Origin of the sequence: Halanaerobium hydrogeniformans, from assembly GCF_000166415.1 — a bacterium.
Classification (GTDB): domain Bacteria; phylum Bacillota; class Halanaerobiia; order Halanaerobiales; family Halanaerobiaceae; genus Halanaerobium; species Halanaerobium hydrogeniformans.
Genome location: NC_014654.1, coordinates 2,344,249 through 2,358,111 on the forward strand (window position 1 = coordinate 2,344,249; position 13,863 = coordinate 2,358,111).

The following is a 13,863-nucleotide window of genomic DNA, read 5'->3' on the forward strand; positions in this document are numbered from 1 at the left end:
ACTCCTATTTTAATAAAACATTAATTAACTGCAAATTCTTTCTTACTGAACCCCTATTTTCTGCAATTAAAGCTGCTGCTTTTTCAGCTCTATCTTTTCTAAAGTTATCATTGGCCAATAATTGATAGCTTTTTTCAATAAAATCATCTAAATCTTTCACTTCAAAGCCAGTCTCATTGTCCACTAAAAAGTCTCTTTCTTCTTTAAAATTATACATGCTCGGACCAAATAATACAACCTTTGCTCTTGCTGCTGCTTCAATAACATTATGGCCACCTCTATTGATTAATGAGCCTCCGATAAAAACAAGATCAGCAAAATAATATAACTCAGCTAATTCTCCCATTGTATCAATTATAATTATATCTACATCATTACTTAGGTGAATTTCATCTTTTTTTATTTCAGTATAAAGAGCTGCCTTAACAGCTTTCTGTTGGCACAGATCCAATAATTCTTCTCTTCGTTCTACATAGCGAGGAGCTAATAGAATCTTTAGGTCTTTAAAATGAGGTTTTAGTTTTTTATAAAGATCTAAAATAATTTCTTCTTCACCTTGATGCGTACTGCCTGCAATAACAACCTTAGTTTTATTTTTAATATTAAATAACTCTCTTTTTTTATAATACTCTTCTTCAGAAGGATGATTGATACTAAGATCATATTTAAGATTACCATTAATACAGATATGATCTTCAGGAGCTCCTAATTCTTTGATCTTAGCAGCTGCTTCTTGATGCTGCATACTGAAAATATCAACTCTCTGCAGCATGTCTTCCAGCAGATTACCCAGATATTTATACTTATCAAAAGAATCATCACTTATTCTTCCACTTGCCAGCATTATCTGGGTTCCCTGTTCATCTAAAGCTTTTATTAAATTAGGCCAGAGTTCAGTTTCTATCATAATAAACAGATCAGGTTTAAAAATATTAACAGCTTTATTAACAACCCAATTTAGATCAAAGGGAAGATAAATAACTAAATCAGCTGCTTCAATTTTCTTTTTAGCTAATTTTTTCCCACTAGCTGTCATATTAGAAAAAATAATCCTTGCCTGAGGATGGTTTTTTCTAATTTCTTCAGTAAATTTCTGAGCAGCTAGAGTTTCTCCGACAGATGCTGCATGAATCCAGATTACCTTCTCTGCTGGAAATAATAAATCGAGATTGTGGTTATAGAATGCAAAACGCTCTCTCAAGTTTAATTTTTCATCATTACTTCTACTTTTATAATAAAAATAGGGAAGCAAAAAGACAGTTAAAACTGATAATATTGTATTATATAATAAGTACATAAGCTTCCACCTCATAATAATATTATTTTTCTAATTATATTTTTTCCAGCGTCTGTGCAGCCACATCCAGTCTTCCGGTGACCTTTCTATTTCTTTTTCTGTTAAATCAAGTAATCTCTTGAGTTCTACTTTCAATTCCGCTTCTGAACTATCAGCAGCTATTTTAATAGGTGGATAACAGATCAATTCATGTTCTAACCAGCCCTGCCGATGAAAAAAAATAGGTACAATAGGAGCTCCTGTTCTTTGGGCAAATTGAACTGCTCCTAAAAATACAGATGCAGGTCTACCAAAAAAGTTCATTTTCCAGCCCTTACTTCTGGCATCCTGATCACCCAATAAAGCAACTATTTCATTTTTTCTTAAAGCTTTAAAAGCCTTTCTCACAGCTAAGCCCTTTGGAATTATTCCAATTCCTATCCCGCGTCTTATTTCATTAATTTTCTGATCAAATAAAGAGTTTTTCTGTTCTTTAGCTATAGAATTAATCTTATATCCTTTAATAGCCAGTAAAGCTCCTAAAAGCTCCCAGTTGCCTAAGTGGGCTGAATAAATAATAACTCCCTTATTTTCTTCTAAAGCCTGGTCTAGATATTCTAAATTATTAAATTCTACCATCTCTTCAATATCTGCTTCTGTAAACTGATCTTCCATTAAAAATTCAGCAAAATTTAGCCCTAAATTTAAATAAACTTTTTTAGTTATTTTTTTAGCTTCAGCATCTGATACTCCTAATGCTTTTTTTATATTTTTTTGAGCTAGTTTTCTCCTTTTAGGTGTCAACAAATAAGCCAAATAGCCTATAAATTTGCCTGGTAAATAAGCTATTTTTCTCGGTAGTTTAAGAGTTATAAATCTAAATAAATTGTATAAGAATATAGTTATTTTATCTATCATATTAAACCTCTTTAATTAAATAAAATTTTAAAAAACTTTTGCTCGCAGTAAATCCTGGAAATTAAGCATGGCAACTGGTTTGCCAGCTTCAACTACTGGTAGATCATTGATTTCTTTTTCTTCCATAATTTGTAGTGCTTCAGCAGCCAGTTTATCCTTTGTAATTGTAACAGGATCAACTGTCATATAATCTTTAACCGGTCTATCAATAAAGTCAGCAGACTTTTCTAAAAGTCTCCTAATATCACCATCGGTAATTATACCCTTCAAATTACCTGCTTGATCTACTACTGAAGTAGATCCCATTCTGGTCTTGGTCATTTTAAAAAGAGCCTGTCTAACACTTGTTTCGGTTTTAACTATTGGATTTTGCTTTCTTATTTCAACTACATCTTTAACCTTAGTTAAGAGCTTTTTACCCAGAGAACCTCCTGGATGATAGAGGGCAAAGTCTTCCTGAGTAAATCCATAATAAGTAGATAAGGCAATAGCTAAAGCATCACCTAAGGCTATAGCTGCTGTAGTACTTGCTGTTGGGGCTAGATTAAGCGGACATGCTTCTGTAATTACATCTGTTTCCAGAATTAAATCTGCATAAGTAGCTAAAGTAGAATCATTATCACCGGTCAGAGCAATTAATTTTACTCCAATCCTTCTTAAAGAAGGAAGCAGACTAATTACTTCATCACTTTCACCACTGTTAGAAACTGCAATCACAACATCTCCATTTTTAATCATACCTAGATCACCATGAAGGCCTTCTCCAGCATGGACGAAAAAAGCAGATGTTCCGGTACTAGAAAAAGTAGCAGCCATTTTTTTAGCAACTAAGCCAGCTTTGCCAACTCCAGTAAAAACAACTCTGCCCGGGCAGTCAATAATTATTTTCATAGCCTCTTTGAAACTACCATCAAGGTTATCTCTTATTTTAAGAACAGCCTCTGCTTCAATTTCAAGCACATTTTTGGCTTCATCCATAGCAGAACTTAATTTTTCTTTACTTATATCTTCTTTATTCATTATTTATTCACCTAATTTTTATTTTTTTATTAAATATCATCTATTTCTGGACAGTTTTTAACTGCTGAATCAATTGCAAGTGCCTGTTTCAATATTTTCTCCAGTTTATCCAGTGGAATCATATTGGCACCATCACTTTTAGCTTCAGCTGGATTATCATGTACTTCCATGAAGAGAGAATCAACTCCAGCTGCTAGTCCAGCTCTCATCAAATAAGGTACAAATTCTTTTTCTCCATCAGAACTGTCTCCAGCACCACCAGGAAGCTGTACAGAATGAGTTACATCAAAGACAACTGGATAACCCGTTTTTCTCATCCTTGGTAAAGAACGAAAATCTACTACCAGGTTATTATAGCCAAAAGAAACCCCTCTTTCGGTAAGTAATATCTTTTCATTACCTGTACTTTCAATCTTATTAACAACCTGATCTATATCCCAGGGGGCCAGAAATTGACCCTTTTTTACATTAATTATCCTGTCTGTATTACCTGCAGCAACAAGCATATCAGTCTGCCTTGATAAAAAGGCTGGGATCTGAATAATATCCAATACTTCTGCAGCTTTTTCTGCCTGTTCAGGTAAATGTATATCAGAAATTACCGGTAAATTTAATTCTTCTTTAATTCTCTTTAAAATTGCAAGTCCTTTATCTATTCCAGGCCCACGATATGATTCTATAGAAGAACGATTTGCTTTATCAAAAGAAGATTTAAAAACATAAGGAATACCCAGTCTAGAAGTTATCTCTTTAATACCTTCTGCTATTTTAAATACTCTTTCTTCCTCTTCTATAGCACAGGGGCCGGCTAAAAGCACAAAAGGCTTTTTAGAATCTCCAAAAATTATTTCATCATTCAGTTTCACTTTTTTTAGCATATTTTACACCTCTAGGTTCTATTTCTTTTTTTAAGTTCTTTTTCTACCAGTTCAATATCCTCTTTGCGGTCAACACCAATCAATTTTGCCTCTGTTTCTATAACCTTAATTTTAACACCACTTTCTAAAACACGCAGTTGTTCTAAAGACTCAGCCTTTTCGAGAGTTGTAGAACTCATAGCTGAATAGTCCAATAAAAAATCCCGCCTATAAACATAAAGTCCGATATGCTGAAAGTATTCTTTTGCCTTTTTTTCGTCATCTCTGTAATAGGGAATTGGTGAACGGGAAAAATAAAGGGCATAATCATCTTGATCAACAACTACTTTAACTATATCTGGATTTGCAGCTTTTTTAGGATCAAGCCTGCGTTTTAATGTGCTCATTTTTAGATTTTTTTCCTCTTGAAAAGGTTTAATTGCCTGAGCAATAGTTTCTTTTTTTATCAAAGGCTCATCTCCCTGCACATTGACTATTAAATCAGCCTCAATACCTTCTGCAGCCTCAGCTATTCTATCTGTACCAGTCTGATGCTCTGATGAGGTCATCACTGCTCGACCACCATTTGCTTCCACCACAACTTTGATTCGCTGATCATCTGTAGCAACAATTACCTCATCTATCAGTTCTGACTTTTGTACTGCTTCCATTACCCGGACAACCATTTCTTTTCCGGCTATTTTCGCCAGTGCTTTAGCAGGAAAACGGCTGGAATCATATCTTGCCGGTATTACTGCTGCAGTTTTTAAAGCATTCATAACTCCACCTCAATAATTTTTTATTTATTTCTTTTCTGCTGAATTTTCTCATTTATAGCTTCGAGAAGCTTTTTACTATCATCTATCTGCATAGAGATAGTTAAATAATAAAAAGGTAATTCGCCAATCATATCTCCAAAATCAAATAATTTTACTGCATCTTTTTCAGTTGTCAAAATAATATCAGCTTTAGAAGATTCATATTGATCAACTAAGGTTAATAGATCTTCTTTTTGGTAATTATAATGATCTTTAAAAACTCTATAGCTTACTAAATTACCACCATTACTTTCAATTGTTCTTTTAAAAGCTTCTGGACTACCAATACCTGAAAAAGCAAAAACCCTTTTCTCCTCCAGAAAATCTGCTTCATTTATATCCTCACCAACAACACTAATACATTTTTCCGAAATGGTTTTAGCAGCAAAAACTCCTCTGTTTGCAGGACTCTTTTTATTAATATCTTTTTTAAGTGCCTCAACTCTAGAGTGTTCTACATTTTCTGTATGGTTTAAAATAAAAATATCAGCTCTTTTTAAAGCAGAAAAAGGTTCTCTTAATAATCCTGCTGGTAATACCTTATTATTGGAAAAGGGATCTTCTGCATCAATAATAACAACATCAACTTCTCTTTCTAATTGATAATGCTGAAAACCATCATCTAAAATAATTAATTCTGCTCCTTTTTCTTCAGCCAGCACTGTACCCTGATATCTATCTGCAGAGCGAATAAATATTACATCATCAGTCTTCCTGGCCAGCATAAAAAGTTCATCTCCAGATTGAGCTGAGTCTGCATAAATGTTTTCTCCATCTTTAATTAAAAATGGTTCAGCAACATCTTTAGAAGCTCCATAACCCCTACTGATAACAGCAATTGAATATTTATGTTTTAATTGTTCAAGCAAAAATGCAGTAAAAGGTGTTTTGCCTGTTCCACCTGTTGTTATATTACCGACACTTATCACAGGTACTGAAGCTTCTTTTTTTGGCATCAATTTATTTCGATAGGCAAAGGACCTCATTCTACTGGCAGCTGAATAAATATAAGATAAAAAAAGCAGTACTACTCTAGTGATTGAAGCTAATTTTCCTGTCTCTTCTTTTTTAATTACTCTTTTTAAATATGACTTCAAATTATCCTTCATAAAATATCACCAAATCCTTCAGGCTGTAAATTAACAGCTAAATTAAATCAACAGGCTAAACTTGAACAAGTTCTGCTGCTCTTTGATTGACTTTTTCCATCTTTTCTTTTAAGATAGCTTTCTTATCTTCCATTTCAAGCTCTTTATCAAAGCTAAAAGCTCTGCCAAAAACCAGGGCAGCTTTGCTAAAAGGTAATGGAAACAAATAATTATCCCAGCTGTTAAAGTTCTTTTTCCAGCGAGCATCTACCCCTACCGGAACAATTAGCGCATCTGCTTTTTCTGATAAAAAGATTATACCTGATTTAACCTCATAAATAGGGCCAGTTGGTCCATCAATAGTTAAAGCAGTATTTTCTCCCTCTTTCAGCTTTCTGTAAAGTGAGAGCAGAGAACGGCTGGCTCCTCGGCTGCTGGAACCTCTGATTGTTTTCCAGCCCAGGCTTTCCAACACTCCTGTCATATAACTACCATCACGGCTGAGGCTTGTCAGAGCATAAATACCTAGATCCCGTAAAAAGTAGGCAGGAATCCAGCTCTTACCATGCCAGCTAGAAAAGATTATTGGCTGGCTCTGATCGAGTATATCAGCGATCTCTTCCCAGCCTTCAACTTCAAGTCTAATAGTCAGATTACTAAATCTTAATAGATTATAGGCTAGAGATGGAATCAATTTATCTTTAAAACTTTTCTTTTTTTCAGCCAAAGATTTCACCTCTTTTTATTTTTCTATAAACTGCCCCTGATAAAGTGAAGCATATTTACCGTCTTTTTTAAGCAGTTCCTGATGACTACCTCTTTCTACTATTTGTCCATTTTCCAGAACAATAATTTTATCAGCATTTTTAATTGTAGAAAGTCTATGGGCAATAATGAAGGTTGTTCTATGCTCCATCAAATGCTCTAAAGCTTCCTGTACCAATGATTCTGATTCTGCATCAAGTGACGAAGTTGCCTCATCTAAAATCAAAATTTTAGGATCTTTTAAAATAGCTCTAGCAATAGAAATCCTCTGTTTTTGTCCACCTGAAAGGCCAACTCCTCTTTCTCCAACCATTGTATCATAACCTTCTGGAAATTCTATTATAAACTCATGGGCATTTGCTGCTACAGCAGCTTTTTTAAGGGCCTCGTCATCTGCATCAAGATCTCCATATTTAATATTGTCCCTTAATGTTCCACTAAACAAAATTGTTTCCTGAGGAACTATACCAATAAAACTACGCAGATTATCAATTTTTATATCCTTAAGATTATGACCGTCAAGAGTTATATACCCCTTATCTGGATCATAAAAGCGTGGAAGCAAATCAACCAATGTGGTTTTTCCTGCACCACTTTGGCCAACAAATGCAATAATATCTCCAGGTGAAGCACAGAGGTTGATATCTTTTAATACAATTTCGTTTCTATTATAGGAAAAGTTTAAATTATTGTATACAATTTCTCCCTCAATATTATCCAATTCGATTTTATCTTTATCTTCTGTTCTTAAACTGCTCTCAATATCCATAATCTCAAACACTCTTTCTCCTGCAGCAATCAACTGTTGAAAGCGCCTGCTTAACTTAGTAAGTGAGCGTAAGGGATCACTAATAGTAATTAAAAGAGTAAAAAAGGCAATAAGTTCAGATGCCCTCATTCTACCCTGCATTACTTCATAACCACCAAACCAGAGTATAGCAGTAAAAGAAAGGGCTGCAATAAACTCTATTAAAGGAGTTAAAATAGCCCCATACTGTGTTTGTTTCATCTTAGCCCGGAAATTGGATTGATTTTCATCACTAAATTTATTATACTCATATTCCTCTCTACCAAATGACTTAACAACCCTTACTGCTGAAACAGTTTCTTGAATTACATCAGAAACATCTGCAATTTTAACCTGTACTGTTCTACTTATCCTTTTTAATTTTTTGTTAAAGACAGTAATAACATAAAATATTATTGGTAAGATAAGAACCAGAATAATTGTCAGTCTATAATTTAAGTAAACAAGGTAAATTAATCCACCAATTAAAGTGAATAATTTATCAATTGTTCCCACTGTTGTTTTAATCATAGAGCTTTCAAGTTGATGAACATCATTAGTTATTCTAGATAAAATATCACCAGTTTTATTTTGGCTGTAAAAACTAAGTGAAAGATTTTGAATATGATAATAGAGATCATCTCTAATATCTTTAATGGACTTTTGTGAAACATAGGCTACTAAATAGTGCTGTCCATAATAGGCTACACCTTTAAGAAAATATACCAGGACCATCAAAGCAGCAATCCAGCTTAGCCTAATAATACCCTCTCTGCCGGCTGCCATATCACTAATTATCGTTTCCAATAAATCCTGAAAAACCCTTACAAAAAAAATGGTTAAAAAGGCATGAACTAGCATTGAAAAAACACCACCTGCTAGCCTGCCTTTATATGGAAAAATATATTTTGAGACTCTTTTTAAAATTTCAATTGAGTTAATTTGTTTTTGTGCTGAGTCCATAATAATGAATCCCCATTCCTGAAATTTCATGATCTACATCTAGACCGGGAATACCCAATTTACCATAAAGAGCTACAGCCAGGTGGGGAGCTTTACTAACTATCCCAATTTTTATGCCTGCTCCCGAAATTCCTGAAAGTGGTTTCTCAAAATCAATCATTGCCCGTTCAACACAACGAGTTAAAATCCTTTGATCCTGTACAGATTCTGTGATAACTCCACCTTTAATTGCAGCTCCCAAACAATTCCTTAAAACTTTATCCTTTAATTTAGAACCCTTTCCACCGGCTCTAGTAATAACTGCTTCATAACCCTCATTTTTATAAGCTTCTATTATATTTTTGTCATGTTCATCATTAACCATTGAAAGTAACACTGCAACTTTACCTATTGACTGTCCGCCATCAATTTCTGTAAAATCCTCAATTGTAAAATCCGCTAAACTCATATAAATTCACCTCTTAATCTTATTCTTTTAGCTTATATTCTTCTAAAAAAGGTTTTGTATAAACTCTTAAATAAATATCTAATCTCTAATTTCAGCTTCTAGTTCAGGAAATAAAGCACTAACAAATTCCTTATATCCTTCAATAATTCTTGGTGAAGGCCTATTAACTAAATCTTGATCAACTATATATAATCTATCATTTTGGAAAGCCGAAATTTCTCTAAACAAATGTCTTGATCTTAATTTATCTATACTTACTCCTCCTGGACTACTGTGTTCACTGCTGATGAAAACATCAGGATCCATAGCAATCAAACTTTCAATATTAAACTGAGGCCATGCACCTGAAGCTTCTCTACCAATATTATAGCCTCCAGCATCATGGATCATACTATCAATAAAAGTATTTTTACCTGCTGTATAAAGTGGATCAGACCAGATTTCATAAAAAACCTTCGGTCTTTCTCTATTTTCTAATTTTTCTTCTACTAAGGTAGTTATTGTCTTATATTCTTCCTTCATTGCTCTTGTAATTTCTTCTCCCCTAGCTTGAGTAGAAGTCAACAAAGCAATATCATTTATCATCTCTATGGTATCCGGAATACTTCTTGGATTAAAACCCACAACCTGAATACCCAGTTCTGACAATCTTTCAACAACTTCCTTTTTAGTAACAGATTCAGCAATTACAAGATCTGGATCTAAAGATATAATTAATTCAACATTGGGTTCATCTATTGTCCCAACAGTAGCTTTTTGTAGAGCTTCCTCAGGATAACTGGCTGCTGTACTAACAGCAAGTAATTTATCTTCTAAACCCAAAGCATATATTATTTCTGTTGTCCCCGGTGCTAAAGAAATAATACCTTCAACCTCTTTTTCAATTATGATTTCTCTACCTAAATCATCTTCATAATAGATTGGATATTCCTGAGCTAAACTGACACCAGAAAAGAGAGTCAAAACTATAATTAAGTTTAATAGGAAAAACAATATTTTTTTCACTTCAAATTCCTCACTTCTTACAATAATTATTCAACTACAATATCTGAACGTTCAGGAATTGGGACCGCTTTAAGCTTATGCTCATTTTTTTGAACTAATCTTTCAATTTTTTCTTTTGTTGCTTTTTCAGCCTCACCACTAAGAATATAATGGTCCAATTCTTGATAACTGAAACCCATCTCATCTTCATCAGTTTGGTTGCTCCAGAGTCCTGCACTGGGCTTTTTATTGATAATTTTTTCTGGAATTTTTAATTCTCTAGCTAAAACTTTAACCTCATGCTTAACTAAAGAACCCAGGGGAGCTAAATCAACCCCACCATCTCCATATTTAGTAAAATAGCCAATTTTTAATTCACTTCTATTATCAGTTCCAATCACAAGATAATTTAAAGAAGCTGCATAATAATATAATGAAGTCATCCTCAGACGAGGTTTAATATTAACTTCTGCCATTTTATTACCTTTAATACCACTGCGCTTTAATTCATCTAATAAATGCTGATAAACATCAGATAAATCTGTTATTATATAGTTTAAAGCAAATTTATTAGCAAAGAGCAGAGCATCTTCGCGGTCTTCTCTATTAGAATTACAGGGCATAATTATCCCCATAGCATTATCACCAAAAGCTTTTTGAGCCAGTCTAGCTGTTACAGCAGAATCAATACCACCACTAAGTCCAACTACTGCTCCATTTGCCCCTGCAGAAACTACCTTATCTTTAAGCCAGTCAACTAAATTATCTGCAATTTTTTTAAAGTTTTTATTATCATTCATTATTTATTCCCTCCAGGGAAAATTACCCTCTATCATTTCTTTGAAATCGCCTTCAATGTTCACAATATTCCAGATCCGATTAACTCTTTCTACAACAACCCGATCTTCATGCTCAAATGAATAGAAACCGTCTTGATCTCTAAAACTAAATATATAATTAACCTGAAAAAGATATCGATCGTCAGCAGCAGAAATCTCAGTAAATTCAAAATCTTCTAAGCTGTAAACTGATTGATCTTCATCTTCTTCACCTTCTTGACCACCATAAGCAGCCTGCATACTTTCTATAACATGACTTTCGGTTATAATCCGCTGCATATTACCTAAATCAATATCACTTGCCTGATTAATTAAGCTAATATTTTTGGAAGCAATACCGTGATAAAAATACCCTACAACTTCTTCGGCAGTTGTTTCCTCTGTCACATTTGCTGGTGGACCAGAGCCTGCACCATATAATATAGCTGCTCCAAGAATAACAAAAAAAGCTATAGACTTCCAGTTTAGCCGGAAAAAGAGTTTTATATTATCTTTTTTATTTTTTTTAGCAATCATTTTTTTTGTGTTCTGGGTATCTTTTTCTTTAAAAGATTTTAAAACAAAATTGTTTTTTTGTTCAGAATCAATCGACTGCATTTTTTTTATAATTGTTCCATAATCTGGCCTCTGCTCAGGCTTTTTTTGCAGCATCTGTTTAAATAATTGATTCACTTCTTTTGAAAGTTCTGGCACTAAACGATTAATATCCATTATTTTTTCGCTCTGTATTTTATTTAAGACTTTGGCTGTATCTTTATCATTAAATATTTTTTTAGAACTAAAAAAGTAATAAAATACCGCTGCTAAATTAAAAACATAAGATTTGTCCTGCCAGTCTTCTCCAGCAATGATTTCTGGAGGTCTAAAATATTCATTTAAATGATCTCCAAAATCATATTCCCCATAATTATCTTTAAGTTCAACAAAAATTTGAGGTAGCAAATATATTTTTTCTGTTTTTAAATCAATCCAAAAATTACTTGCATTAAGACCATCTTTAAAATATAGTTTTTTCTTTTCTAAATCTACCTCTTCTAAAAGTTCAAAAACAGCTTTTAACTCATTAAGCATTTTTTGAAAATTAAAAGACTTTTCTTTCAGGTAATCTACTATAGGAACTAAGTCTTTTTTAGCATCTATTAATAAATAATACTCACCGGCTTCTCTAGCAATTCCCTGATAGCTAATTATTTTTTGGGGTAGCTCAGTCCCTATATTTTTGATAGCTGCTTTAATTTCTTTGACAGTTTCCAGCTGAACTTTTGACCGGGGTTTAAAATCTTTGAATAATTTTTCTTTGCTAAGATTTTTATTATTTTTTTTGTCTTCAACCATTAATAATCCCCACCATACTCTATATCTTAACACAGAGTATTCCACCTAAAAATTATTTATTTCCAGGTGGAATTATTATATTATAACTCTGTGTTTTGATTTAAGTTAATTTATAAAATTAAATCCTCATTATGCTCAGCAGATTGCTCGAATTCATCCTTTTTATCTTGATAACCATCACGACCAAAAATTCCATAGGTATAGTTTTTACCAAGCTCAACTCCCGGCTGATTAAAGGCATTAATATCAAACAATTCTCCAGCTACAGCAGTCTGGAATTCGAAAAAGTAGAATAACTGTCCTAAAGTAAATTCATTTACCTCAGGCACATAAATCGTTTGGTTCATTCGCTTACGTTTATTTAAGGCTACCTCTGTTGCTTTTTTCTCTGTATTTATCAGTTCTGCAAAGGAATGACCACCTAAATAACCGAGACCATCTAAATCTTCATAAGCAGAAGGAATCTCTAATTTATTTTCAAAATTTTCTACTTCAAGGAAGGTAATAATCTTATCATAAGGGCCTTCCATATATAGTTGAGCCTGTGAATGTTGATCTGTAGCTCCTAATGCTTTGATTGGAGTAGGTCCTACATTAACCACTTCGCCATCTCTATTAACCTCTTTACCAAGTGATTCAGCCCAGAGCTGTCTATACCAATCGGCAAGATCTTTTAAGCGGTCAGAATATGGCATCATTACTGACATAACCTTACCCTTTTTAAAGGCCAGATAATGAATTAAACCATTTATTAAAGCAGGATTATCCCAGAAATCTGCTTCTCTAGATATTTTATCCATATAAGCAGCCCCAGCTAGTAATTCTTCAATATCTACCCCTGTAAAGGCAGCAGAGAGCAATCCAACTGGAGTTAAAACGGAAAATCTTCCTCCAACATTATCAGGAATATGGAAGGTTTTCATATTTTCTCGTTTCGCTATTTCTATTAGATATCCTGAATCTTTACTTGTTGTAGCAATAAAATGTTCTCCAACCTTATCTTCACCAACTGTTTCTGCAACCAGATCTCTTAATAATAAAAACTGGCTCATAGTTTCTGCTGTACTTCCAGATTTAGATATAACATTAAAAACTGTTTTTTCAACATCAAGTTTATCAACCATTGCTTTAATACCATCTGGATCTACATTATCACTTACAAAAAGACGTGGGTATCCATTTCGAGCTTCAGCAAACATATTATAATAAGGATCATTGATAGCTGTTTGAACTGCAATATTACCTAAAGCAGAACCACCAATTCCTAAAATTACTATATTATCGAATTTTTCTTTTAGTTCTTCAGCAGTAGCTTTAAGTTCTTTTATAACCTCTTTTTGTTTATAAGGAAGCTCCATAAAACCCATCTTACCTTCTGCTTCCGCTTTAAGAATATTTTCCTTTGCTGCTTCTGCTTCAGCCTTATACTCTTCTAGTTCCTCAAGTTTAAAACCTTCATCCCCAACAACTTCTTCAAATATGTTATTAATATCCAGTCTAATTCTTAAATCATCTTTTTTCTTTTCAGACATATTAATTCCCCCTTCTGAGTTTATATGACTTATAAATAGTAAATTAATACTATCACAAGTATATATTTTTACTTTATGTTTTGCAAGACCAACTTACCTTATAATTATATAGTATTTAAGTGCTTATGTAAAAAAAAAGTAAATAAACCTGTGAATTGTTAAACACTTAACTTTTTTTCAATCGTTTTAATCATATGATATTTACAGAGATACCCGTTAGGGGTATAAGAGGA

Annotated in this window: 13 protein-coding genes; all 13 read right to left on the reverse strand. The window is 33.2% G+C overall.

Translation table 11 applies throughout. From position 1 onward, the window contains the following. Positions 1 to 4: 4 nt before the first annotated feature. Positions 5 to 1,297, reverse strand: a complete 1,293-nt coding sequence (locus HALSA_RS10935) for a 3-deoxy-D-manno-octulosonic acid transferase (protein ID WP_013406614.1) — start codon at positions 1,295 to 1,297, stop codon at positions 5 to 7. 30 nt (positions 1,298 to 1,327) lie between these two features. Next, positions 1,328 to 2,194, reverse strand: a complete 867-nt coding sequence (locus HALSA_RS10940; protein ID WP_013406615.1) for a lysophospholipid acyltransferase family protein — start codon at positions 2,192 to 2,194, stop codon at positions 1,328 to 1,330. A 27-nt stretch (positions 2,195 to 2,221) separates the two neighbouring features. Continuing rightward, on the reverse strand, positions 2,222 to 3,214 hold the full coding sequence (locus HALSA_RS10945; protein ID WP_013406616.1) for a KpsF/GutQ family sugar-phosphate isomerase: 993 nt from the start codon (positions 3,212 to 3,214) through the stop codon (positions 2,222 to 2,224). Positions 3,215 to 3,243: 29 nt separating this feature from the next. Then, complete coding sequence (gene kdsA / locus HALSA_RS10950) at positions 3,244 to 4,092, reverse strand: 3-deoxy-8-phosphooctulonate synthase (protein WP_013406617.1); 849 nt, start codon at positions 4,090 to 4,092, stop codon at positions 3,244 to 3,246. A gap of 11 nt (positions 4,093 to 4,103) precedes the next feature. Next, positions 4,104 to 4,850, reverse strand: coding sequence for a 3-deoxy-manno-octulosonate cytidylyltransferase (gene kdsB, locus HALSA_RS10955; RefSeq protein ID WP_013406618.1), 747 nt, complete (start codon positions 4,848 to 4,850; stop codon positions 4,104 to 4,106). Positions 4,851 to 4,870: 20 nt separating this feature from the next. Further along, positions 4,871 to 5,998, reverse strand: coding sequence for a tetraacyldisaccharide 4'-kinase (gene lpxK / locus HALSA_RS10960; RefSeq protein WP_013406619.1), 1,128 nt, complete (start codon positions 5,996 to 5,998; stop codon positions 4,871 to 4,873). A 55-nt stretch (positions 5,999 to 6,053) separates the two neighbouring features. Then, complete coding sequence (locus HALSA_RS10965; RefSeq protein WP_013406620.1) at positions 6,054 to 6,704, reverse strand: lysophospholipid acyltransferase family protein; 651 nt, start codon at positions 6,702 to 6,704, stop codon at positions 6,054 to 6,056. Positions 6,705 to 6,719: 15 nt separating this feature from the next. Continuing rightward, positions 6,720 to 8,492, reverse strand: coding sequence for an ABC transporter ATP-binding protein (locus HALSA_RS10970; protein WP_013406621.1), 1,773 nt, complete (start codon positions 8,490 to 8,492; stop codon positions 6,720 to 6,722). Continuing rightward, positions 8,467 to 8,940: a HutP family protein gene (locus HALSA_RS10975; RefSeq protein WP_013406622.1), complete on the reverse strand. Its 474-nt coding sequence runs from the start codon at positions 8,938 to 8,940 to the stop codon at positions 8,467 to 8,469. Before HALSA_RS10975 ends, HALSA_RS10970 begins: the two co-directional genes overlap by 26 nt. Before the next feature lie 78 nt (positions 8,941 to 9,018). Beyond that, positions 9,019 to 9,945: an ABC transporter substrate-binding protein gene (locus tag HALSA_RS10980; protein ID WP_013406623.1), complete on the reverse strand. Its 927-nt coding sequence runs from the start codon at positions 9,943 to 9,945 to the stop codon at positions 9,019 to 9,021. A gap of 26 nt (positions 9,946 to 9,971) precedes the next feature. Continuing rightward, positions 9,972 to 10,724: an NAD(+) synthase gene (gene nadE, locus HALSA_RS10985; RefSeq protein ID WP_013406624.1), complete on the reverse strand. Its 753-nt coding sequence runs from the start codon at positions 10,722 to 10,724 to the stop codon at positions 9,972 to 9,974. 3 nt (positions 10,725 to 10,727) lie between these two features. Continuing rightward, positions 10,728 to 12,131, reverse strand: coding sequence for a protein kinase domain-containing protein (locus HALSA_RS10990; RefSeq protein WP_041595832.1), 1,404 nt, complete (start codon positions 12,129 to 12,131; stop codon positions 10,728 to 10,730). 77 nt (positions 12,132 to 12,208) lie between these two features. Further along, positions 12,209 to 13,630 (reverse strand): glucose-6-phosphate isomerase, encoded by a 1,422-nt coding sequence (locus tag HALSA_RS10995; protein ID WP_013406626.1) that lies wholly within the window; start codon positions 13,628 to 13,630, stop codon positions 12,209 to 12,211. Positions 13,631 to 13,863: the final 233 nt, after the last annotated feature.

Coding starts and splice junctions, on each gene's coding strand:
- HALSA_RS10945 (WP_013406616.1), bottom strand. CDS start 3,214: ATGAATAAAGAAGATATAAGTAAAGAAAAATTAAGTTCTGCTATGGAT.
- nadE (WP_013406624.1), bottom strand. CDS start 10,724: ATGAATGATAATAAAAACTTTAAAAAAATTGCAGATAATTTAGTTGAC.
- kdsA (WP_013406617.1), bottom strand. CDS start 4,092: ATGCTAAAAAAAGTGAAACTGAATGATGAAATAATTTTTGGAGATTCT.
- HALSA_RS10995 (WP_013406626.1), bottom strand. CDS start 13,630: ATGTCTGAAAAGAAAAAAGATGATTTAAGAATTAGACTGGATATTAAT.
- HALSA_RS10935 (WP_013406614.1), bottom strand. CDS start 1,297: ATGTACTTATTATATAATACAATATTATCAGTTTTAACTGTCTTTTTG.
- HALSA_RS10975 (WP_013406622.1), bottom strand. CDS start 8,940: ATGAGTTTAGCGGATTTTACAATTGAGGATTTTACAGAAATTGATGGC.
- lpxK (WP_013406619.1), bottom strand. CDS start 5,998: ATGAAGGATAATTTGAAGTCATATTTAAAAAGAGTAATTAAAAAAGAA.
- kdsB (WP_013406618.1), bottom strand. CDS start 4,850: ATGAATGCTTTAAAAACTGCAGCAGTAATACCGGCAAGATATGATTCC.
- HALSA_RS10970 (WP_013406621.1), bottom strand. CDS start 8,492: ATGGACTCAGCACAAAAACAAATTAACTCAATTGAAATTTTAAAAAGA.
- HALSA_RS10940 (WP_013406615.1), bottom strand. CDS start 2,194: ATGATAGATAAAATAACTATATTCTTATACAATTTATTTAGATTTATA.